The organism is Paraburkholderia sp. GAS33 (assembly GCF_050436645.1).
Taxonomy (GTDB): domain Bacteria; phylum Pseudomonadota; class Gammaproteobacteria; order Burkholderiales; family Burkholderiaceae; genus Paraburkholderia; species Paraburkholderia phenazinium_B.
Map to the genome: position 1 here is coordinate 39,037 of NZ_JBNDMP010000007.1, position 23,093 is coordinate 62,129.

Here is a 23,093-nt window from a genome sequence, read left to right on the forward strand (position 1 = left end):
GGGAAATCATGCCAGTCCTTCCGACCCTTCAGTCTTCGCAGAGCGTATTCAACAACACGCCGCTGCAGTCGCAGAACATTCCAGTCGACGCGAACGACTTCGGGGCTCAGGTCGGCGCAGCCGCGCAAGGTCTGGGGCAATCGGCGGAGCAGGCTGGCGGTGACGTCAATCAGGTGGCGATTGCCAAGCAGGCGATCAACAATGAAGGGCAGGCTAACAACACCTTCGCCACCGGCCTCGCGCCGGCCGTGCGCGCGATCACGCAGAAGTTCTACACCCTGCAGGGGCAGGCTGCAGTCGATGCGCAGCCCGAGATGTCGCAGGCCATTCAGGATGCGCGGCAGGCATACCGGGATTCGCTAAATCCGGCGGCGGCGCGGATGTTCGATGAGACCAGCTTGCGTTTCCTGAACAACGAGCAGGACGGCATGAGCCGTTATGTTGCCCAGGAGCAGGTGAAGGCTAACCAGACAGCATCGGACAATCTGGTCTATTCGTTCAAGCAGAACGCGGCCGACAAATACAACGACCCGATCGCCTTCGGCGGCATGCTGCAATCGGTCGCGCAGGAGCGCGCCCAGCAGGGCGCGGTGATGGGGCAATCGTCGGTGCAGGTCGCCAATCAGGTCGTGATGGACCAGAGCCAGATGTGGGTCGACCGCCTCCGGCAGATCGCCACGAAAGACCCTGTCGCGGCGTACAGCATGCTGCAGAACGGCGAAGACTGGACGGCGAACGGTCAACCGCAGCACACCGATGTCATGTCGCAGATCCTGCCGACGCAGCGCGCGTCACTGATCGACGAGATGAAGAAGGGCGCAGACATAGTCACGGCGCACGATAATGCCGCGGCATTCCTTGCTGGCATCACGCCGCCGGCTAGCAGCGCTGGTGCGTTGGGTGTGCGCAACAACAACTTCGGCAACCTGAAAGACCCAAACACAGGGCAGTTCCAGCAGTTCGCAACGCCGCAGCAAGGCATCCAGGCGGCCGACAGTAACCTGCTCGCGTACCAGACGAAGCACGGCATCGACACTATCGATGGCATCGTGAACCGCTGGGCGCCGCAGGGCGACGGAAACAACAACCCGACGGCATACGCCGCAACGGTGGCCAAGGCTACGGGAATAGCAGTTGACCAGAAGGTTGATCTGACGGACCCGGCAACGCGCACGAAGATTCTCGACGCCATGTTCGATGTGGAATCGCCTGGCTGGCGCGGTGCGGCAGATCACTCGACGTTACCGCAGGCCCCTCCATCTTCACCGTTTGCTCCTGCGAACCAGCCTGCCGTGGGTGCCGTAACAGGGGACCTTGCGGTGCCAGTCGCAAATGCCGGGCAGGTAGGTAACAACGCCGTGACGGGGCTCGACCCGGTCGCCATGGAGGCGGATCTCAGCAAGCGTGCCGAAGCTGCGCGCGCGTGGGGTAATGCGGTCCAGCCGAACGACCCGGCGTATGGTGACAAGATGTATGCCGAGGTGATGAACCTGGGTAACTCGCAGATCAACGGCGTGCGCACTACCCAGAATGCCGCTGCCGAGACACTCTCGAACAGCATCGACGCCGGCAAGTTGACGTCCATGCCCGCGCTGATGGCCGATCCTGCATCGAAGGCTGCGTACAACCTGCTTTCCGAGAAAGGCCAGATCGCGGTGACGAACATGCTGGCCGCGCCGCCGGTGAAACTCAACACGAACAACCTGCCGCTCTATGCCCAGCTGAAGGGCGAACAGATGGAGCACCCGGACCAGTTCGTGAAGGAAGACATCATCGGCTCCTATGGCGGCAAGCTGCCGACGGACGTCCTGAAGACTCTCATCGACGATCAGGCCAACATCGTGAAGGGTGGTGTTGCGCAGAGCCAGAAAGCCATCTCGCTCACTGGCGCGTGGGGCAACGTTCAGGACATCGCTGCGAATGCGGGCATTACGGAATCGAAAGACCCAGCAAACCTGACGAAGCTGAAGGGAGCGTTCCTGATCTCGATGGAAAACTACCAGCAGCAAAATGGCAAGCCGGCGGACGCCGCGGCGCAGCGCAAGCTGATGGCCGGGCTGCTGGTGCCGGGAACGCAAACTACGCCGGGCATCCTGTTCGGCAATGTGTGGCCCAACCACACGTCCATGCCGGCATTCGAATCGCCCGACCAGAAGAATTTTCAGGCACCGCAAAACGACAAGGGCTGGACGCTTCACGTCGACAAGCACGGCAATCAGGCCTACGTGAGTCCGGACGGCAAGCAGTTTGAGGTGGCCCAGTAATGGCCGACTTCGATCTCGCTTCCGCCACTCCCGCTGGCGCGCCGGCGGTGCCGCAATCCGAACTTCCGTCAGCGGCCGATGATTCATTTGATCTGTCGTCGGCCCGGCCGCTCGGCCAGGTGCTGTCGCTGCAGCGAGCCCAATCCGTCGCTGCAGCGAATAGCGATCAGAGCGCAGACGCCGCCGGCCGCGCCGCAGGCATCGCCAAACAGATCGGCGCACCGCAGGCTGCTGTTGAGACCGACATCCCTCGCTACGAGGCGCAGGCCAAGGCGCAGAACAACGCCCAGATCCTGTCAGGCAGCCCGAAACTTGCCGACTGGGTCGCGAACAATCCAGACAGCGCTCGCGTCGCGCAGGATGACTTCGACGGCATGGCGCAACTCGAGGGTTTGACATCCGCGCAGTCATCTCAGGCGATGACGGCAACGAAGGAGTTGCTGACGGGCCTGGCGAAGGGCGTTGGATCTTCATTCACAGGCTCGGCGCTGGCGCTCAACCGTGGGATCGGTGGTGGGTTTGGCCTGGTCGATGATGCAGCCGGCACTGGCGCATCGGACTGGTGGTACCAGCACATGATTGCTCCGGCGCTTGCAAACCGTCAGGCGCTCACGGAACCAGCTACTGCGCCGTTCGGCGTCAAGGCTGCTGACACCGTCGGCAACATGCTCGGCATGCTGGCGCAGATCGGCCTGACGGGCGGCGCTGGCGCTGCAGCTGAAGGTGCCGAGGCGGCCACGAGCACTGCCGCGGCCGTCGGCCAAACCGTCGCGCACGGTGCGAGAGCGATGGCATTCCCTGCGCTCACGTCGGCAGTGAACACCGGAAAGGATGTTTATGATCAGACGGGCAACATGGCGCAGGCCATCCATGCCGCACAGATGTCATACGCCACGACGACACTCGGCGGTATCGTACCGATCGGCGCGGAGGGGTCGCTTGCTTACCGCCTTGCGACGGGAGCGGCATCGGGAATCGCAACGGGAGAAGTAAGCCGGCAGGCGATGAATCTCGTTATGCCACAACAGGAGGGATTCGATCCGGAACAGACGATTCTGTCTGGCCTATCTGGCGCCATGCTCTCCGGCGCCATGGGGCGCAGTCCTCTGCACGATGCGGTGCGAAGCGCCTACCAGGTAGGACTTGATGCCGAAACCGCCGAGCGAGGCGGTGCGGCCGTCCAGCAGATCAGCCAGATTGCCCAGGCTTCAAAGCTGCGCACACATGACCCGGAAGCGTTCCGCCAGTATGTGCAGCAGGTCAGCGAAGACGGCCCTGTGTCGAACGTCTATGTCGACGGCAAGACGCTGGCAGATGCGCTTCATCAGTCCGCAGTTGACCCTGCCGACATTCCGGGGCTCCCGGATCGTCTCACCGAAGCCACCGCGACTGGCGGTGACGTCCAGATCCCGATCGAGGATTACGCGACGCACATCGCCGGAACGGACCTCGACAAAGCCATCTTGCCCGAACTGAAGACGGAAGAGGGCGGTATGACCTATTCCGAGGGGCAGGCGTTTTACCAGAATGCCCGAGACGAGATGCAGGAGCGCGCCAATGGCGTGATCGACGAGACGACCGACGCGGGCACGACCCAGAAGGAAGTAGGCGACATCAGCGACAAGCTTCTCGACCAGATCACTGCGACGGGGCGCTACTCGCCGAATCTTGGCCGCGCGAGCATCGCGCCGGCCGTCGAGTTCTACCGGACAATGTCAGAGCGTATGGGGATCTCCCCATCGGAGATGTACGACCGTTATCCGCTGCGGATCGTCGGCGAGGATATGGGCGGCGGACTCGAGCAGCCCGCGCGCGGCGCCTTCAATCCCGACACGAACACAATGGCGCTCCTCAAGGATGCCGACCTGTCGACTACGCTCCACGAGTCCGGCCATTTCTTCCTGTCGACCCTTGGCGATCTGGCGGCTCGCGACGATGCGCCGCAACAGATCAAGGATGACATGCAGTCGTTTCTGACCTGGGCTGGAGGCAAGGACATAGCAGACTGGCAGGGCCGCACGCTGGCGCAGCAGCGCGATATGCACGAGAAATTCGCGCTCGGCTTTGAGTCGTACCTGATGGAGGGTAAAGCCCCGACCGTCGAGATGCAGTCGTTATTCTCCCGCTTTCGTTCGTGGCTGATGAATGTTTACAAGAACATGACGGCTTTCCACGGCGCCGAGCCGAGTGACGAAATGCGAGGTGTTTTCGATCGCATGCTGGCGAGCGACGAGGCTATCCAGCGCGCCGAGCAGGTTCGTGGCTATCTGCCTCTCGACATCAAGGGCGCTGGTGCCTCAGATGCTCAGCAGGCCGCCTACGCGCGGCAAGGCGACCAGGCCACGCAGGACGCTATCCGCGAAATGCAGGCGAAGTCGATCAAGGACATGCAGTGGATGTCGCGCGCGAAGGGCAAGATCATCCGAGACATGCAGCGGCAACACGACGCGTTGCGCGACGAGGTGCGAGAGAGGGTTGCGCTCGAGGTGATGGATCAGCCGGTCAATCTGGCGCGTACGTTCCTCGAAACGGGCGAAAGCACCGATCCGAGAACTGGTGAGCGAGTGAATGCCGAAGAAGGGTATAAGCTCAACAGCGACGCGCTAAAGCGGATGTATACCGAAGAAACCTATCCGCCCGATCTCACGAAGCTGCGCGGCCTGACCGCGAAGGGAGGCATGCATCCGGACGACGTCGCCGACCTGTTCGGATACCGGAGCGGCGATGACCTCGTGCGGGATCTGGTCAGCGCACCCAAGCCAAAAGATGCGATCGAGCAGGCGACCGATGAGCGCATGCTGCAGGAGCATGGCGAGCTGACCGATCCGCAGGCGATTGAAGACGCCGCCAATCTGGCGGTGGCGAACCACGCCCGTGCGCGTTTCATGGCGACCGGGCTGAAGATCCTCAGCAACTCCGATATTCCGGCAAACGAACTGGCCAAGGCTGCTCAGGCAACCGCTGAGCAGATGATCGCCGGTAAGCGCGTGCGCGAACTGAACCCGCGGCAGTATGAGGTAGCCGAAGCCAAGGCAAACCGTGAAGCCGTCGCCAAGGCGCCGAAAGACCCTAAGGCGGCCGTTGAAGCCCAGCGTCAGGCATTGCTGAGCAACCGGCTGGCGCGGGCTGCGCGTGAAGCACAGGCCGAAGTCGACAAGATCGTCGCGGAGCAGAAGCAGTACGACAAGGCGAGTATCCGGAAAAAGATGGATCTCGACGTGCTCGATCAGATCGACGCGCTTCGCGAGCGCTTTGACTTCCGCCGCAACCCGCCAGGCGAAGAACAGAAGACGGCAGGCCAGAAGAGCCTGAGCACCTGGATTCGGTCGCAGCAGGATCTCGGCTACTCGCCGCTCGTCAATCCGGACATGACGAACCCGGCGGTTCGCATGCCGTACCGCGACATGACCGTCGAGCAGATCAGGGGCTTTCGCGACACGATCCACTCGCTCGAAACGATCGCCCGTGCGCGCAAGAGTGTGACGGTCGAAGGTCAGCAACGCGATCTGGCGGCGGTGGTCGACGAGCTCGTGGCCAAGATGAAGGAGAAGCCCGACCAGTTCCAAGTCGAGGATATCGTCGAGCGCCCGCGCCTCGGCGTCGACAATCCGATGACGGTGGCGCTGGACCGCGTGTCGAGCTTCATCCGCGCGACGGCTGCCGAACTCAAGCCGCAGCAGTTCAAGGCCAATCAGTTCGATGCGCAGGAGATCCTTGGACCGTTTACGCGGACGATCTTCGATCGCGTATTCAGTGCCAACTACCAGAAGGTCGACATGCTCAAGGGCCTGTCAGACTATTTCGGCAATGCCGTCAAAGAAAAACTCGGCAGCGAGTGGCAGGACCGCCTGACCGAGGAAGTCCCGAACAACCGGCTTCTCGACGCAGATCTCAGCAAGGACTTTGGTCCGAAGGTCTACCGGCGGCTCACGCGCGGCGACATGCTTGGCATCGCCCGCAACGTCGGCAATGAGTCCAACTTCGAAAAGCTGACGAAGGGCATGGACTGGGACCCACGCGACGTCTGGCTGTTCCTGCACGACAACATGACCGAGAAGGACTGGCAGGCCACGCAGATCACGTGGGACGCCTTCGAGAAGCACTGGCCGGAAATGGTGGAGATGAACAAGCGCCTTGGCAACACCTCGCCAGACCGCGTTGAGCCGCGGCCGTTCCAGACGAAGTTTGGGGAGATGAAGGGCGGCTACGCCCCGATCGACTATGACCCGATCCGCTCTCGCCTCGGCGCGCGCAAACAGGACTCGGCGGCAATCGATCCGGGCGAAGGCCTGTTCGGCAAAGGGTACTACCGTGCCGACACCACGACCAACGGGTCGCTTAACGGCCGGATTGAAGGCTACTTCGACCGCGTCAACCTCGACTATCACTCGCTCGAGAAGCGCCTGCACGACACCGTGCACGATCTGGCGTACCGCGAGGCGCTGATCGATGTCCACAAGATCCTGATGAACCGGGATTTCGCGAAGCAGTTTAAGCTGTCAAACGGCCCGGAGCAGTACAAATCCATGCAGCGCTGGCTGGGCAATCTCGCCAATTCTCAGAACATGGAAGACAAGAGCAGCCGGCTGGTGGCGATCATGTCGTCGGCGCGGCGCGCGATCGTCGCGAACGGCATCGCGCTTCGCATCTCCACCGTTCTCAAGCACGGCGGTAGCGCGGCGCTGAAGTCTACCGGCTATTTCAGCGGCGGCGGCCAGAAGTACTTCGCCGCGCGCATGGCCGCTATCGGCCTGAACCACACGGCGGAAGTGCAGGGAGCAATCGAAAAGTTTCCGGAGATCCGCGCGCGGCTGATGCAGCAGGACCGCGATTACCGGCAAACCTCGAGTTCGCTGTTCCACCCGGAAAGCTTACACGCGAAGGCCGAGCGCTTCGGCCACTCGATGGTGGCTTGGTCCGACATGATGACCGCTGTGCCGACGGCGTGGGCGGCGTACGATCGCGCGATCACAGAGGGCATCCCTAAGAACCGCGGCGGCACGGGCGCGCCGATGAGCGAAGCGGATGCTGTCGCCTACGCTAACCAGATCGTGCGGGAAGCGCATGGCAGCAATATCGAGGCGAGCCGCTCGATGATCCTCGCGGAGCGCAACGAAGCGATCAAGATGTTCACGACACTGTACGGCTTCATGAACAACACGCTCGGCCAGAACATGGACATGGTCGACAAGCTGCGCACGAACGGATTCAGCCGACCAGAAGTCCTGTCGCGCTACCTGATGGCGATGATTGTTCCCGCCTTGTGGGCTGGCGTGTTGGCAAAACCCGACAAGAAAGAGGGATTCGTCAAATGGGCGGCTGGCGCGATCGGAGGCGAGTACGCCTCCATGGTGCCGATGATGCGCGACGCGTGGTCAGCGGTCCAGGGCTACAGCTCTGCGGGCATGCCAGCCTACATGTCTGCCCTCGGGGCGATCGCAAAGCCCGCTCAGGATGTCATTCACGCTGCCGAAGGAAAGCCCGTCAAGGCACCGATCAAGGATCTGGGCAACGCAATAGGCCTGGCGATTCCGGGTGCAGGACAGGTTGGGACTACTATACAATATGCGGCAGATGTCAAAAGCGGTAAGCAGAAACCGAATAACCCTATCGATCTTGCCCGAGGCCTCGTGCTGGGGCAGGGCAATCAGTAAGTAATGCTAATGTAATTCTTGCGCTAGCCGGACACACATTCCACGCTGTCAGCCGCGCAACCGCAGGGCAACCCTTTTGGTGGCTGCCTTGACGATTTCAACGACTTCGAACGCTGTCGTGTGCCAGGGAAATGGCGCGACGATGAGTTTCGATTTCTCATTCCCGGTTCCGCTCGCTTCCGAGCTGTACGTCTACTACACAGACGTCAACGGAAGCGTGACGTTGCTGGCGCAAAACTCGTATTCGACGACCGGCATCGGGACGCCGGATGGGGGATCGGTCACCTATCCGCTCAGCGGGAGCCCGATCGCGTCCGGCACCTCGCTCACGATCGAACGCATTGTTCCTCTCCAGCAGCTCACGAGTCTCGTTTACCAGTCCGGGTATTACCCGAATGTAGTCGAGAAAGCACTGGACCTGCTGACGATGATATGCCAGCAACTGGCGAACCAGATGCAGCTTTCGCTGCAGGTTCCGATCGGCGTTACTGCGGTCGATCTTGTGCTTCCTGGCGTGACGGGGCGGGCCAATACCCTGGTTGGTTTTGATTCGAACGGAAACGCAATAACGTACCCGGTCACGGCGAGTGTCGGCGCCGGGAACATGCAGGATTTCACATTCCTGTCGGGCAGCGGCTTCACCGGCGGCGTGACGACGCAACTCACGCTCCCTGTCGCGCCGGGTTCAAACGCGAATATCGCCCCCTATTTCGATGGGTTGTTCCAGTTCGGCGCAACCGTATCCGGTGATGTCGTCACATTCCCTTCGCCGATTCCTTTTGGTACGCAGGAAGTATTGATTCGCGTCGGCACGTCGTTATCCGTTGGCACCCCCACCAACGGCACTGTTGGCGCGCCTCAGCTCGAATTCGCTATTAGCGGCACGACAGCTCAGCGGCCTGCGACTGCGCCCGACGGCTGGTCCTATCTCGATCACTCACTCAGTGCGTACGGCACGCCAATAACGAAGGCGGCGCTTTCGCCGACGGGGTGGGTCAACTCCACGGGGGCACAGATATGACTCTGGATCCACGAAACGCCTGCGAATGGTGCGGCCATTTTCACGACAAGCTTTGCCCGAACGTAAAGCGCTATGAGTTCGATCGGGAGAGTGGCGTGCGCATCGCAGTCGAATTCTTTGCGCCTGTTGACCACCTGCATCCAGAACTGCTTGAGGCAGCTCGCAAGATCGTGGAGGGCCAATCATGACCTGGGACGGTGGTTTGGGCCTGATCCTCGCGACGATCGTTGGCGTCGTGCTGGTGTGGATCGGAAACATGGTGACGGGGCACTTCGGTCACGCATCGCAGAAAGGGGAAACGGCGCACGCCCGCCTGGATGCATTGGCCGAGCAGGTCGACGTCAACGAGAAGGAATTTCTCAGGTTCCAGACGCACGTCGCCGAGAACTACGCGAAGCATGCGCAGATGGAGCGCCTGGAAAACAACATCTTCAGCGCCTTGACCAGACTGGAAGTGAAGGTCGACGGCGTGAAAGACAAACTGAATGGTGATCACCATGCCTAGCTTTGATGACGCCTTCGCCACTGTAATGGGTGTCGAGAAGGGGTTCACGAATAACCCACAGGATCCGGGCAACTGGACTTCGGGAAAGGTGGGCGTCGGCGCGTGCCGCGGCACGAACCACGGAATATCGGCCGCCTCCTATCCCGATCTTGACATCCGCGCGCTGACGCTCGACCAGTGCAAGGCGATCGCAAAGCGCGACTACTGGGACAAGTACCAGTGCGATGAGTTCGACCCGCGCATCGGCGAGCAGGTGTTCGACGCTGCCTATAACGGCGGTCACCCGGCGCAGTGGTTGCAACAGTCCGCAGGCGTGCGGCCGGATGGCGCAATCGGACCTCAGACGGTGGCCGCAGTAAAGGCGCTCGACCCACGTCAGATCATCATGCGATTCGATTCATACCGGCTCGACTACCTTGCCAAGTGTCGCGATCTTCCCGCCTTCGCTGGCGGCTGGATGATGCGCATCGCCGCCAATCTCATGCTGGGGGCCGCATGAACCAGAACTACCTGAAATACGGTGCCTACGCTCTCCTGTTCCTTTTGTGGGCGCTGCTCGATTACTTCTTCAAGCAGGACCCGGCGGACTTGATCTCATCGATCAAATGGGCGCTCGGTGCGCTTGGTGCCTATCACACGATCACGAACCTGCAAGGCCCGCAGCAACAGATTCCGGTGAACGTGATGATGCAAATGCTGCAGCAGTTTGCTCCGCAGCAAGCGGCCAAACCCGGCCTTCCCACTGTTCCACTGAAGGAGTCACCATGAAAAAGCCCATCCTTGCAGTTTTGCTCCTCGCTGGCGCGCTTGCCGGCTGCAACACGTTGACGCAACAGCAGCTCGACACCGACCTTGCGCAGACTGCAACGCTCATCAACGCGGGTTGTGATGTCGTGCAACCGACCTTGGTCGCGGCGTCAACAGCGACAGCCAATCCGGGTGCGGTTGTGGCGACCGGCGTGAACGGGGTGTTCTGCGCATCGCAACCCGGCATCGCTGCGTCTGCTTCAGCTGCCGCAGCGGCTGCCGCATCTGCTCCGGTCGGCCAATGAAACCGATCCGCGTCGCCCTGAGCGGGTCAGGCTTCCTGCTACCGGCGCATGTCGGCGCGCTGCATGCAGTGGCGTCCGCTGGCTATACCCCGATCGAGTACGCTGGAACGTCGGGCGGCTCGATTGTGGCAATGCTGGCGGCGGCCGGCATGTCTCTGGCTGCCCTGAAGGATCTGGCGCTCACGCTCGACTGGGCGCCCATGATGTCGTTCTCGCTGCTCAACCTGCTGCGGGCGAAGTCGTATTCGAACGGCGGCCCGCTACTCAACTTCCTGATGCACCAGACCGGCGGGGCCGCGTTCCGCAGTCTCGACGTCAAATTGAAGATCATGGCGTCGAACATCGGCACGAAAGAACCCTTCGTGTTTAGTAACGAGCTGACGCCCGATACGCCGATCGCGCTCGCCGCGCGCGCTTCGGCGTGTATCCCGGGTATCTACGACCCGGTGATCATCGGCGACGCGATTCTGTTCGATGGGGGCATGGTCAATAACATGCCGAGCGATATCCTGACCCGCGGTGACGACGTGCTTCGCATCGGCGTTGACCTGTCGTCCGACGAATCAGTCATGCTGCCGGCGGACTATTCGCTGATCAAGGCCATGCCGAGGTTCATCGACATGCTCCTTTCCTCGAGCGAGGACGCCCACATCACGGACGGCGAAGCTTCTGGCGTGAAGATTATCCGCGTCAACACAGGCACCGCTGAGAGCCTCGACAAGACGATGCCGCAAGCCGAGCGTCAGCAGTTGTTTGACGCCGGCTATGAAACCACCATCAAGGCGCTTCAGGCACTATGAAAAAAATCATTGTTTACTTAGCACTGCTGATTGCCTCGCTGGCGCATGCTACGTCGCTGCCGGTTCAGCTCCTCAATCCGGCCAGTTCTACGGCTGGTCAGGCGGTCGTTTCAAACGGACCCGCATCCGCTCCTGGTTGGGCGAATGTCCCGCTCGCGTCAATCGCCACCGGCAATGTTCTCGCGAACGTATCAGGCTCTGCAGCCGCACCGGTCGCAACGACGCCTTCTGGGCTGTTCAATGCGATCTGTTCCAGCACGGTCGGGCAGGCGTGGGTGCGCCTGACTGGCGGCTTTGGGTGCACGGCGCTGGGCTACGCCAACCCAGTGTGGTGGGGAGCGGACCCAACCGGCGCCGCCAATAGCGCTTCCGCCATCACCTCGGCGCTCGCAGCGTCGAACTACGTGCTGTTTCCGCCTGGTAACTTTCTGGCGAACAGCAATATCGCCTATGCGATCACCACGACCAACACCGGAATCACGTTTCAGGGTTCTGGCTCGAATGTAACGACGCTTACGTTCCCGACAGGCGTCAATGGCATTACGATCACCACGAAGGATTACAGTTCCTCGGTGCATATTCGCGGGCTCACGCTGGCGACTCAGGGTGTCGGAACAAGTACGGGACTGACCATCACGCAAGGTGCGTCGTCAATCAGCAACGAGGCGAACACCGCTCAGAGCGACATTACGGACGTCACATTTATCGGCGCGACCGGCTATAGCACCGCTTCGACCGAATACTGGAATGTTGGCACGTCGGTTTTTGCAGTTTCTAATATCGCTTATATCAGCGATTACTGGGGCGGCGCAATCGGAGCGGGCACAGGACTAGGAACCGGAGTTTCGATTTCCGGAACCTCGTCGACACTCGCATCCGTCGTTCATAACTTTGTTGGATGTAATTTTCTGTTCCAGAACGTAGGCCTCAGCATGGGCTTGTGGGCGCAGGGAGTTTCAGTAACGGCCACAAATTTTGAAGAAGATAACCAAGGAATTGTCGTCCCAAGCTCAGCCAGCGCCGGGGTCGTTCAACTTGCTGTCGGCAACTCGCAATTTTCAACTTATTCAAACGATATATCTGTAGCTGGCGTGCTTACTAACGCGTCAATAACCAATAATCTTTTTTATGTTGGAGGGTCAAATAGCGGCGTAGTTATAAACAATGCGTCGGCCACGGACTATAATATTTCGAATAACCAGTTTCTGCCCGGCTTTTCTCCTGCATCGCCGAACGGCGTGGCCGTATTGGCTGCGGGAGCGGGGTCCAACATAATAACCGGGGATATCTTCAATTCCCTTGGAACCGGCATATCGCTTTCCTCCAGCGCAAATGGATGGGGGATAGGGGAGAATTCGTTTGCCGGTAATTCAGTAAATTTCAGCAATACTTCGACGTCTTATGTGCTCAAGAACGGAGCAAACGTAAGCGGGAACGGCTGCGGCGCCGGCCTTGCAGCTGCCACTACCTATTACCTGGGGATGTGTCTCGCAACAACCACGGAGTCAAGCACGTGGATGATTGCAAGCCAGCCGCTCACAGCCGGCAATCTTTCGATAAAACTGACATCGGCTCCAGGTGGTAGTATCACCACGACTGCGACATTGCGAGTCAACGGGGCCTCTACCGGTGTTACATGCACCATTACCGGATCAGCGAGCGCGTGCGCCGACACTACGCACATAGTAGGATTGGCGCTCGGCAATGAGTACGACGTGCAGATCGCGACCGGTTCGGGAGCGGCCACGACTGCAGCGAGCTGGTCGCTTACACTAGCACCGTGAATTCACTGGCGGGCAACCTCGAAGATTATTTGGCCGGCGCATATTCGTGCCGGCCCCATCTGTGTGTCAGTTGCTCGCCAATGCGCCGGCCAAGCTTGACGCCGGCCCTCTCGATTACGTAGTACGTGACCATAGAGATAAGCACGACGACCCCATAGGTGAGGAGCGTCACGATCCAGAACCGGCGCGGTGAGAATGTGAGGTTTGTCAGATATCTAGAAAACTGCCCGGCACAGATGATGACGAATCCATGCAGAAGATAGATGCTGTAGCTGATATTCCCGAGGCGCCTCGCACCCGGTGTGGTGAGGAGCCCGAAAATTGAGCTGCCGGCAGCAACTAGAAAAAAGGCGATGCCTAGCAGTAGGGACATGGCATGTGAGTAGGGCTGCGCAAACAGTGTTATTGCTGCCAGCACCGCAGCGAGAGCCGCGATCGACCGTACCGGAGAATCTCCCCTCAGTTTAGGGAAGGACTTTAGCAGGCTGGCGGCGAACATGCCGACCAGAAAGTTCTCCATAAAGAAGTTGTATGGCTCGCTGACGATGCTTCCGCCGAACAGGAGGAGTAACAGTGCAGAGCCCGTCATCGCGACGGCGGACTTCTCGCGCGCGAAGATAGCCAGGAACGGTAGCGAAAAATAGAACATCCACTCGTAGTGAAGGCTCCAGGTCGCTCCTACCATACCCAGAAATTCACCGTGATTGAGGAACGGCGCCGGGTAACTGACTGCGCCCAACGCGAGCCACTCGGCCGCACCGGTGAGCGCCGAGACTGACACATCCGCCGGCCGACCGGCGCGGATAAACACCACCGAGAAATATGCGAGGATCAGCACCACGTAGAGTGGGTAGATTCTGAATACGCGATTGACATACAGATCGAGCCACCTGGTGTCGCGCTGCTCGAGCAGCTTCCCCCAGAACAGATAGCCGGTAACCATGAAAAACATCGACACGGCACCCGATCCAAGGAAGGAATAGAAGCGCGATGGCGTCAGGCCGCTTGTGTGGTGGGTGATGTCGAACCCCAACATCGTGATGTGATGAAAGAACACTGAGCTCGCGAGAATGCCGCGCAGCCCGTCGATAGAATCTGTGCGGTACCGGTGGGCGACCGCCGGGGAATCGAGAAACGAGAAGGCGCGTGGCGCCGATAAAACAAGGACCGCCAGGCCGATGATAGCAAGGGTCGGCCACGTTGAAAGGATTGTCACTGCAGCCCTCGGCGCTATTAATGTTTTGTAAGACAGATCCTATCAGGACTTTCTTACAAACGCTTTCGTGCGCTCAATGACAGCTTTTTGCCAGCATGGCATGTCCGGACGCCTGTACAAGCCATCTTGTAGGGGTTCGAGTCCCCTTCCTCGCACCAAGTATTTAAAAAGCCCCGCCAGTCGATGACTGGCGGGGCTTTTTACTTACTGGTTGCACGCACAACCAATCGCCACGGAACCGCTTACCCGGTTACTCCGCGCGTGCCTGCACGCTTTCGATAATGCGGTCGAGCGCGTCGCCGAACGCCGCTTTCTCTTCCTCGTTGAGGCAGTCGAACAGATCGACGTTCCACTTGCGGGCGATCGGCATGATCTTGCGGTACAGCTCGCGTCCGTCAACAGTCAGCGAAATCAGCACGACGCGTCCGTCTTCTTCGCTCGCTTCGCGCTGCACGAGCCCCTGGTTGATCAGCGCTTCGGCCGCGCGGCTTGCCTGACTCTTGTCGAGGTTTGCATGCCGCGCGAGGTCCATGATCGAAAACGGCCCAAACGATCCCACTGACGCAATCACGCGAGCCTCCGGCAATGTCACACCGAGCTTCTCCTGATAACGCTCGCCGATGCCGCGTTCGGCAAGCTTGTTCAATACGTGCAGACGGTATGTCAGAAACTGTTCGAGCCCGGCTTTGGCGGAGGCCTTCATGGTCGTCCCGATGGTGAGTGAAAGCGATCGTGGCGCTGTGATTGTTGCCGCAACCGCCTCACCGGTCAACGCACGCCGTATCTAAGACGCGTCAGCTGCTCGGCTTCGTTGGCGAGCAGCTGCGCGGCATCGCGAATCGCGACTTCGAGTGTGATCGGGCCGGGCGCCGGCGAGAAGCAGCCGCTGAAATGTTCGGCAAGGCGCGGCAGCGCGGAGGAGTCCACTGCGCCCGACAACAACGTGGCCGGCACGCCTAAGGCGCGTGCATGCGCGCAGGCGATAAACGGCGCCTTGCCGTGCAGCGTCTGGACATCCGAGCGGCCTTCGCCCGTGATCAGCCAGTCTGCGCCTTCAAGCGCTACATCAAGGCCGATCTGGCGAGCCACGGTTTCCGCGCCCGGTTCGAACTGCGCGCCGAGCATATGCAACGCGAAACCCAGACCGCCGGCTGCGCCCGCGCCTGGCAAGTTGCGAGCCGTGCGCTGGAGAGCCGGTTCGAGCAGATCGGCGAAGCGGGCGAGGGCCGCGTCGACGCTCGTGATCTGTTCGGGTTTCACGCCTTTCTGCGGCCCGAAGATCGCAGTGGCGCCATGTTCGCCCGTGAGCGGATTGTCCACGTCTGACATGCCGACGAATGTCGTATCGGCGAGTCGCGCATCCAGTTGCGAGACGTCGACGCGAGCCAACCGGGCAAGCTGCTCGGGTGTCGGCTCGAGTTCCTCGCCCTGGGCATCGAATAGCTTCATGCCAAGGCCTGCCAGCAATCCCGCGCCACCGTCATTCGTGCTGCTGCCACCGAGCGCCACGAAGAAGCGCCGCACGCCGAGGTCGAGCAGTGCGCGAATGGCTTCGCCCATGCCGCGCGAGCTGCGTGCTTCAACCGGTACGCCCATGCCGACAGGATCGGTAATGCCCACGATCTCGGCCGTTTCGACGATCGCGCTGCCGTCGCCTGTCAGCCCTGTGGCTGCTTCACGCACAGGACCCGCGGCGCCGCGCACGCTCAGGACGCGGCGTTCGCCGCCGCCGGTCAGCATGGCGTCGAGCGTGCCTTCGCCCCCGTCGGCCATCGGGCAGATGCGCACGATGACATCGGGCCGCGCACGCGCTACGCCGGACGCGATGGCTTGCGCCACCTGTTCGGCGCCAAGCGAGCCTTTAAAAGAATCGGGAGCAATGACGACGACGGGCGCGGACGACAGATTCGGCATGGTGTCTCTTGATAGTTGAATTCAGTGCGGAGGCGGTGCGGGCGGGCGCTAGCCCAACGCGTCCGCTAGCTTATCAGCATGCCGCGCGCGACTGAATACGTCGAACAGCATAGCCGGAATGGAGTGACTGAAGAGGCGCAAACATGGGCCCAGGCCGTCAAAACGGCTCTAAACCGACCCGAAACCCGCAGGAAACTGGACAAAAATGGGCGCGAAACTCCGAATCCCGGCTAAGCGCGCGAATAGTTTGCTAAAATATTCGGCTCTTTAGACCCAAACCGTGCTGCCGGTGGCCTGCAAGCCCGCGGCGCAGGCGCTGAATCGATGTGACGCAAGATGCGAAGCGACGTCGAATAGCGGCACGAAGAAGATAACTGATTCGCTCGAATAATTTTAGGACGATTGAAGCCATGGCTAACGTTGTTGAGAACCTCGGCAAGCTCGAACGCCGCGTCACGATTTCCCTGCCGAAAGACACCGTGCAGAAGGAAGTGGACTCGCGTATCCGCCAACTCGCGAAGAATGTGCGCATGCCGGGCTTCCGCCCTGGCAAGGTGCCGCTCAAGATGGTGACGCAACAGTATTCGGGCCAGGTGGAAGCCGAAGTGCTAAGCGACAAGGTTGGCAAGGAGTTCTTCGACATCAGCCGCGCCGAGAACCTGCGCGTCGCGGGTCAGCCGAGCTTCGCGCCGAAGGTCGATGCAGCGGAAGGCGACTACGCTTTCGACGCAACCTTCGAGGTTTACCCCGAAGTCAAGCTGGGCGACGTTTCCACGGCTGAGATCGAGCGCACCACGACCACCATCAGCGAAGCGGAGATCGACCGCACGCTGGACATCCTGCGCAAGCAGCGCGTGCACTTCCACGCCCGCGGCGACGCCGGCGAACATGGCGACGGCGGTGCAGACACCGCAGCCAAAGACGGCGACCGCGTGACGGTCGACTTCGCCGGCAAGATCGACGGCGAAGTGTTCCAGGGCGGTAGCGCGGAAGATTTCGCGTTCGTGCTCGGCGAAGGCCGCATGCTGCCGGAATTCGAAAAGGCAGCGCTTGGCCTGAAAGTCGGCGAAGCGAAGGAATTCGACCTGGCGTTCCCGGCCGACTATCACGGCAAAGACGTCGCCGGCAAGACGGCGCAGTTCACGATCACAATGAAGAAGATCGAGTGGCCGCACCTGCCGGAAATCGACGCTGAATTCGCTAAATCGCTCGGCATCGAAGACGGCGATCTGGTGAAGATGCGCGCTGAAATCAAGGACAACCTCGAGCGCGAAGCGAAGCGCCGCACGCAATCCATCGTCAAGAACCAGGTGATGGACGCGCTGTTGAAGATTTCGGAGCTGGACGTGCCGAACGCGCTGATCGAACAGGACCAGCAGCGTCTCGTCGAAATGGCGCGTCAGGATCTGACGCAACGTGGTGTGCCGAACGCCGCCGACGCGCCGATTCCTGTAGAAATGTTCAAGGAACAGGCTGAGCGCCGCGTCAAGCTGGGCCTCGTGCTCGCCGAACTGGTCAAGGCCAACGAGCTGCAGGCGAAGCCGGAGCAGATTCGTGCCGAAGTCGACGAATTCGCGAAAAGCTACGAAGACCCGAAGGAGGTCGTCCGCTGGTATTATTCCAACCAGCAGCGCCTTGCAGAAATGGAAGCCTACGTCGTTGAAGCCAACGTCGTCGATTTCGTGCTCAGCAAGGCCAAGGTGACGGACAAGGAAGTAAGCTTCGAAGAACTGGCAAGCGCAACGGCGCAAGCGTAAACGTCGCTGCAACGGCGTGCCGGCTGTCGGAGCGACGGCCCGCACGCCGTTTTTTTATAAAGCGTCGTGTTGAGCGGGGTTCGCCGGGGTCGGCGCACTTGAATACTGCGCTGTCGTACTTACCTGTCCGGTACCTGATAAATATTCCCAGACAAGGACCCATTGCATGACCTTTCGCGCCCAAATGCTGGACACGTTGACCTCCCAGTCGTCGCGGGATCTCGAAGCACAGGCGCTCGGACTCGTGCCGATCGTCGTGGAAACGAGCGGCCGTGGCGAGCGTTCGTACGATATCTACTCGCGTCTGCTCAAGGAACGCGTGGTGTTTCTGGTCGGTGAAGTGAACGACCAGACGGCCAACCTCGTCGTCGCGCAGTTGTTGTTCCTCGAAAGCGAAAATCCGGACAAGGACATCAGCTTTTACATCAATAGCCCGGGCGGTTCGGTTTCGGCCGGGATGGCGATCTACGATACGATGCAATTTATCAAGCCGGACGTGTCGACGCTGTGCATGGGCCTCGCGGCCAGCATGGGCGCGTTCCTGCTGGCGGCCGGCGCAAAGGGTAAGCGTTTCACGCTGCCGAATGCACGCGTGATGATTCACCAGCCGCTCGGCGGCGCGCGCGGTCAGGCATCGGATATCGAGATCCAGGCCCGTGAAATCCTGTATTTGAAGGAACGGTTGAATCAGTTGCTGTCGCATCACACCGGTCAGCCGGTCGAGCGTATCGCTCGCGACACCGATCGCGACAACTTTATGTCGGGCGACGACGCCCAGGCGTACGGCCTCGTCGATCAGGTGTTGCATAAGCGTCCATGATCCGGCGCGGTTTTCGCCCCGTTTTTGAGGGCGAGAACACGCCCGTTTATGGTGTGAAATAATTAGAATCGTCCAAGCGCCTGCGGCAAGCGCCGTCACTGCTTTTGCTCATTCGCCCCAACTGCGAGGCAGGGGCAAACGGCGTATCATGTAATCGAGTGTCCGGAGGCTCACACATCTATGGCGGACAAGAAAGGTTCTAACAGCGAAAAGCTGTTGTATTGCTCGTTTTGCGGCAAGAGCCAGCATGAAGTCAAAAAGCTGATTGCCGGCCCGTCGGTATTCATCTGTGATGAATGTATCGACCTGTGCAACGAGATCATTCGTGACGAAGCAGCAGGCGCGGGCATTGAAGCGGGCCTGTCCAAGTCCGATCTGCCGAGTCCGCAGGAAATCCGCGAAATTCTCGATCAGTACGTAATCGGGCAAGAACGCGCGAAGAAGATTCTTGCAGTGGCCGTTTACAACCACTACAAGCGCCTCAAGCATCTCGACAAGAAGGACGAAATCGAGCTGTCGAAGAGCAACATCCTGCTGATCGGCCCGACCGGTTCCGGTAAGACTTTGCTCGCGCAGACGCTCGCCCGCCTTCTGAACGTCCCGTTCGTTATTGCCGATGCAACGACGCTGACGGAAGCCGGCTATGTCGGTGAAGACGTCGAGAACATCATTCAGAAGCTCCTGCAGAACTGCAACTACGAAGTCGACAAGGCCCAGCGCGGCATTGTCTATATCGACGAAATCGACAAGATCAGCCGCAAGTCGGACAACCCTTCGATTACCCGCGACGTGTCGGGCGAGGGTGTCCAGCAGGCGTTGCTGAAGCTGGTCGAAGGGACGATGGCGTCGGTGCCGCCGCAAGGTGGTCGTAAGCATCCGAACCAGGACTTCATCCAGGTCGACACGACTAATATTCTGTTCATCTGCGGCGGCGCGTTCGATGGCCTTGAAAAGGTCATCGTCGACCGTACGGAAAAGACGGGTATCGGTTTTGGGGCCAGCGTCAAGAGCAAGCAGGACCGTGACGCCGGCGAAGTGCTGCGCGAAGTGGAGCCGGAAGATCTGATCAAGTTCGGGCTGATTCCTGAACTGATCGGCCGTCTGCCGGTGGTTGCCACGCTCGGCAAGCTCGACGAAGTTGCTCTGATGAAGATTCTCGTCGAACCGAAGAACGCGCTCGTGAAGCAGTACCACAAGCTGTTCAGCATGGAACGCGTCGAACTCGAGATCCGTCCTGGCGCATTGCAGGCGGTTGCACGCAAGGCGATCCGTCGGAAGACGGGTGCGCGTGGTCTGCGCTCCATTCTGGAACAGGCGTTGCTGGACGTGATGTATGAGTTGCCGACGATGAAAGGGGTTAGCAAGGTCATCATCGACGACAACGTCATCGACGGCGACGGTAAACCTCTACTGATCTACGAAGACGCACCCAAGGTTGCGGGTTCGAATTGATCGGCTTTAAAGGTTTTGCAAAAAAAGCCGTTCATGGCAACGTGAACGGCTTTTTTGTTTATCTTGGGTTAGGATGGTTGTGTTTCCTTTGGAGTCACTGAACTTTTCCCACACGCGGAGGCCTTGTAATCGTTTTTGCAGGCCTCACCTATCGAACGAACTGATACCACTCATGGGGAAATGAAATGTCAGGAACCCAACTCCTCCCGCCGGAACGCACTACGCTCCCGCTGCTCCCGCTGCGTGATGTAGTCGTTTTCCCGCACATGGTGATTCCGCTCTTCGTAGGCCGCCCGAAGTCGATCAAGGCTCTCGAAGCAGCAATGGAAGGCGGCAAGCACATCATGCTCGTCGCCCAAAAGACGGCTGCCAAAGATGAGCCGACCGAAAAGGACATGTACGAAGTAGGATGTATTGCCAACATCCTGCAAATGCTGAAGCTGCCTGACGGTACCGTGAAGGTGCTCGTCGAAGGCTTGCAGCGTGCGAAGACGCTCTCGATCGAAGAGCAGGAAACCCAGTTTTCGTGCGAAGTCATGCCGCTCGAACCCGACCACGCCGACAGCGCTGAAACTGAAGCGCTGCGCCGCGCGATCGTGTCGCAGTTCGACCAATACGTGAAGCTGAACAAGAAGATCCCGCCGGAAATTCTGACTTCGCTTTCGGGCATCGACGAAGCCGGCCGTCTGGCCGATACGATCGCGGCGCATCTGCCGCTCAAGCTCGACCAGAAGCAACACATCCTCGAGATGTTCCCGGTCATCGAGCGCCTCGAGCACCTGCTCGCGCAACTCGAAGCCGAGATCGACATCCTGCAGGTGGAAAAGCGCATCCGTGGGCGTGTGAAACGCCAGATGGAAAAGAGTCAGCGCGAGTACTACCTGAACGAACAGGTCAAGGCAATCCAGAAGGAACTGGGCGAAGGCGAAGAAGGTGCGGATCTCGAAGAACTCGAGAAGCGCATCACCGCTGCGCGCATGCCGAAGGAAGCCAAAAAGAAGGCTGACGCCGAGCTGAAGAAGCTCAAGCTGATGTCGCCGATGTCGGCTGAAGCTACCGTCGTGCGCAACTACATCGACACGCTGATCGGCTTGCCGTGGCGCAAGAAGAGCAAGGTCAACAACGACCTCTCGAATGCGGAACGCGTGCTCGACGAAGACCACTTCGGTCTCGAGAAAGTCAAAGAACGTATTCTCGAATATCTTGCTGTCCAACAACGTGTGGACAAGGTCAAGGCGCCGATTCTTTGCCTCGTTGGGCCTCCGGGTGTCGGTAAGACGTCGCTGGGTCAATCGATTGCACGCGCAACGAATCGCAAGTTCGTGCGTATGGCACTCGGTGGCGTGCGCGACGAGGCCGAGATTCGCGGCCACCGTCGGACCTACATTGGTTCGATGCCTGGCAAGATCCTGCAAAGCCTGACCAAGGTTGGCGTGCGCAATCCGCTCTTCCTGCTCGACGAAGTCGACAAGATGGGCCAGGACTTCCGCGGCGACCCGTCCTCGGCGCTGCTGGAAGTGCTCGATCCGGAACAGAACCATACGTTCGCCGATCACTACGTCGAAGTCGATTTCGATCTGTCGGACGTGATGTTCGTTGCGACGTCGAACTCGCTGAACATTCCGCCGCCGTTGCTCGACCGGATGGAAGTGATCCGTCTGTCAGGTTACACGGAAGACGAGAAGGTCAGCATTGCGCAACGTTACCTGTTGCCCAAGCAGAAGAAGAATAACGGCCTGAAGGAAGGCGAGGTCGAAGTCACGGAAACTGCAATCCGCGACATCATTCGTTACTACACGCGTGAAGCGGGTGTACGTTCGCTCGAGCGTGAAATTTCGAAGATCTGCCGCAAGGTCGTGAAGATGCTTCTGCTGAAGAAGGCAGAGGGTGCGGTGACGGTCGACGGCAGCAATATCGACACGTTCCTTGGTGTGCGCAAATACGACTTCGGTCTGGCCGCGAAGGAAAATCAGGTTGGCCAGGTCACGGGTCTCGCGTGGACGGAAGTGGGCGGCGATCTGCTGACCATTGAAGCCGCGGTGATGCCGGGTAAGGGCAACGTGACTCGCACGGGTTCGCTGGGCGACGTGATGAAGGAATCCGTCGAGGCAGCACGCACGGTGGTCCGCTCGCGTTCGCGCCGTTTGGGTGTTAAGGACGAAGCGTTCGAGAAGCAGGACATTCACATTCACGTGCCGGAAGGTGCGACGCCGAAGGACGGTCCGTCCGCCGGTATCGCGATGACGACCGCGCTGGTGTCGGTGTTGACCGGTATTCCGGTGCGTGCCGACGTCGCGATGACGGGCGAAATCACGTTGCGTGGTGAAGTGCTGCCGATCGGTGGCCTGAAAGAGAAGCTGCTCGCAGCGCATCGTGGCGGCATCAAGCTGGTGCTGATCCCGGAAGAAAACACCAAGGATCTCACGGAGATTCCGGACAACGTGAAGAATGCGATCGAAATCGTGCCGGTCCGCTGGATCGACAAGGTGCTCGAACTCGCACTCGAACGTGTCCCGCAACCGTTGCCGGAAGAAGAGCCGAAGCCTGCTGCGCCTGTCGCAGCGGAGGCCGGTAAAGACGCCGCAACGGAAGTGGTGAAGCACTAAGCCAATTCGTAGCAGAGTCTGCGCATCAACAGAAACCCGCGGCATTGTCCGCGGGTTTTTGCTATCTGCAGGTCGCACAAGGCGTTGCATTTGCCTTCGTTGTCCCACTCTTTGGATTAATGGCGCCGCATGCAACCCGTCGTTTTGCGCCGCAGCGCCCGGTCGCAAGATTTCGTCATAAAAGCGGATAGCAAAGTCCCCTCGAATCCGGCGCAACCCCGCTTGACATAAGGCTTTCGGCCAATTCT

At 60.0% G+C, this 23,093-nt stretch carries 16 protein-coding genes; 13 read left to right on the forward strand and 3 right to left on the reverse strand.

Going from position 1 to position 23,093, the window contains the following annotated elements; genetic code table 11:
* Positions 1–8: 8 nt before the first annotated feature.
* The 9 genes from P3T24_RS21645 to P3T24_RS21685 all read left to right on the forward strand — a co-directional run bounded on the left by P3T24_RS21645 (position 9) and on the right by P3T24_RS21685 (position 13,080).
* Positions 9–2,264, forward strand: coding sequence for a hypothetical protein (locus P3T24_RS21645; RefSeq protein WP_429437728.1), 2,256 nt, complete (start codon positions 9–11; stop codon positions 2,262–2,264).
* Positions 2,264–7,918, forward strand: coding sequence for a hypothetical protein (locus tag P3T24_RS21650; protein WP_429437731.1), 5,655 nt, complete (start codon positions 2,264–2,266; stop codon positions 7,916–7,918). The genes P3T24_RS21645 and P3T24_RS21650 overlap by 1 nt, the downstream gene beginning before the upstream one ends.
* Positions 7,919–8,060: 142 nt before the next feature.
* A complete protein-coding gene (locus P3T24_RS21655) occupies positions 8,061–8,939 on the forward strand; it encodes a hypothetical protein (RefSeq protein ID WP_429437733.1) in 879 nt (292 codons plus the stop codon).
* Between the two features lie 184 nt (positions 8,940–9,123).
* The gene (locus tag P3T24_RS21660) at positions 9,124–9,444 is read left to right on the forward strand and encodes a hypothetical protein (RefSeq protein WP_429437735.1); all 321 of its coding nucleotides are present in this window, start codon (positions 9,124–9,126) and stop codon (positions 9,442–9,444) included.
* Positions 9,437–9,943: a glycoside hydrolase family 108 protein gene (locus P3T24_RS21665; protein WP_429437737.1), complete on the forward strand. Its 507-nt coding sequence runs from the start codon at positions 9,437–9,439 to the stop codon at positions 9,941–9,943. Before P3T24_RS21660 ends, P3T24_RS21665 begins: the two co-directional genes overlap by 8 nt.
* Complete coding sequence (locus tag P3T24_RS21670) at positions 9,940–10,212, forward strand: hypothetical protein (protein WP_429437739.1); 273 nt, start codon at positions 9,940–9,942, stop codon at positions 10,210–10,212. Before P3T24_RS21665 ends, P3T24_RS21670 begins: the two co-directional genes overlap by 4 nt.
* Positions 10,209–10,496, forward strand: coding sequence for a hypothetical protein (locus tag P3T24_RS21675; protein WP_429437741.1), 288 nt, complete (start codon positions 10,209–10,211; stop codon positions 10,494–10,496). The genes P3T24_RS21670 and P3T24_RS21675 overlap by 4 nt, the downstream gene beginning before the upstream one ends.
* Positions 10,493–11,296 (forward strand): patatin-like phospholipase family protein, encoded by an 804-nt coding sequence (locus P3T24_RS21680; protein ID WP_429437744.1) that lies wholly within the window; start codon positions 10,493–10,495, stop codon positions 11,294–11,296. The genes P3T24_RS21675 and P3T24_RS21680 overlap by 4 nt, the downstream gene beginning before the upstream one ends.
* A complete protein-coding gene (locus P3T24_RS21685) occupies positions 11,293–13,080 on the forward strand; it encodes a beta strand repeat-containing protein (protein WP_429437745.1) in 1,788 nt (595 codons plus the stop codon). The genes P3T24_RS21680 and P3T24_RS21685 overlap by 4 nt, the downstream gene beginning before the upstream one ends.
* A gap of 25 nt (positions 13,081–13,105) precedes the next feature.
* Here the strand turns inward: P3T24_RS21685 and P3T24_RS21690 are convergent, their stop codons facing one another.
* The 3 genes from P3T24_RS21690 to P3T24_RS21700 all read right to left on the reverse strand — a co-directional run bounded on the left by P3T24_RS21690 (position 13,106) and on the right by P3T24_RS21700 (position 16,210).
* Positions 13,106–14,296: an acyltransferase family protein gene (locus P3T24_RS21690; RefSeq protein WP_429437748.1), complete on the reverse strand. Its 1,191-nt coding sequence runs from the start codon at positions 14,294–14,296 to the stop codon at positions 13,106–13,108.
* A 250-nt stretch (positions 14,297–14,546) separates the two neighbouring features.
* Complete coding sequence (locus P3T24_RS21695; RefSeq protein WP_074264772.1) at positions 14,547–14,999, reverse strand: MarR family winged helix-turn-helix transcriptional regulator; 453 nt, start codon at positions 14,997–14,999, stop codon at positions 14,547–14,549.
* 65 nt (positions 15,000–15,064) lie between these two features.
* A complete protein-coding gene (locus P3T24_RS21700; RefSeq protein WP_429405307.1) occupies positions 15,065–16,210 on the reverse strand; it encodes a glycerate kinase in 1,146 nt (381 codons plus the stop codon).
* Positions 16,211–16,620: 410 nt separating this feature from the next.
* On the opposite strand from P3T24_RS21700, the gene tig reads away from it, so the two are divergent.
* The 4 genes from tig to lon all read left to right on the forward strand — a co-directional run bounded on the left by tig (position 16,621) and on the right by lon (position 22,845).
* Positions 16,621–17,967, forward strand: coding sequence for a trigger factor (gene tig / locus P3T24_RS21705; protein WP_074264770.1), 1,347 nt, complete (start codon positions 16,621–16,623; stop codon positions 17,965–17,967).
* A gap of 166 nt (positions 17,968–18,133) precedes the next feature.
* On the forward strand, positions 18,134–18,787 hold the full coding sequence (gene clpP / locus P3T24_RS21710; protein ID WP_074264769.1) for an ATP-dependent Clp endopeptidase proteolytic subunit ClpP: 654 nt from the start codon (positions 18,134–18,136) through the stop codon (positions 18,785–18,787).
* Between the two features lie 180 nt (positions 18,788–18,967).
* Entirely contained in the window at positions 18,968–20,239 is a 1,272-nt protein-coding gene (gene clpX / locus P3T24_RS21715) for an ATP-dependent Clp protease ATP-binding subunit ClpX (RefSeq protein ID WP_074264768.1), read from the forward strand.
* Positions 20,240–20,424: 185 nt separating this feature from the next.
* Positions 20,425–22,845 carry an endopeptidase La gene (gene lon / locus P3T24_RS21720; protein ID WP_074264767.1) on the forward strand — a complete coding sequence of 807 codons (2,421 nt, stop codon included), beginning with the start codon at positions 20,425–20,427 and terminating at the stop codon, positions 22,843–22,845.
* Positions 22,846–23,093: the final 248 nt, after the last annotated feature.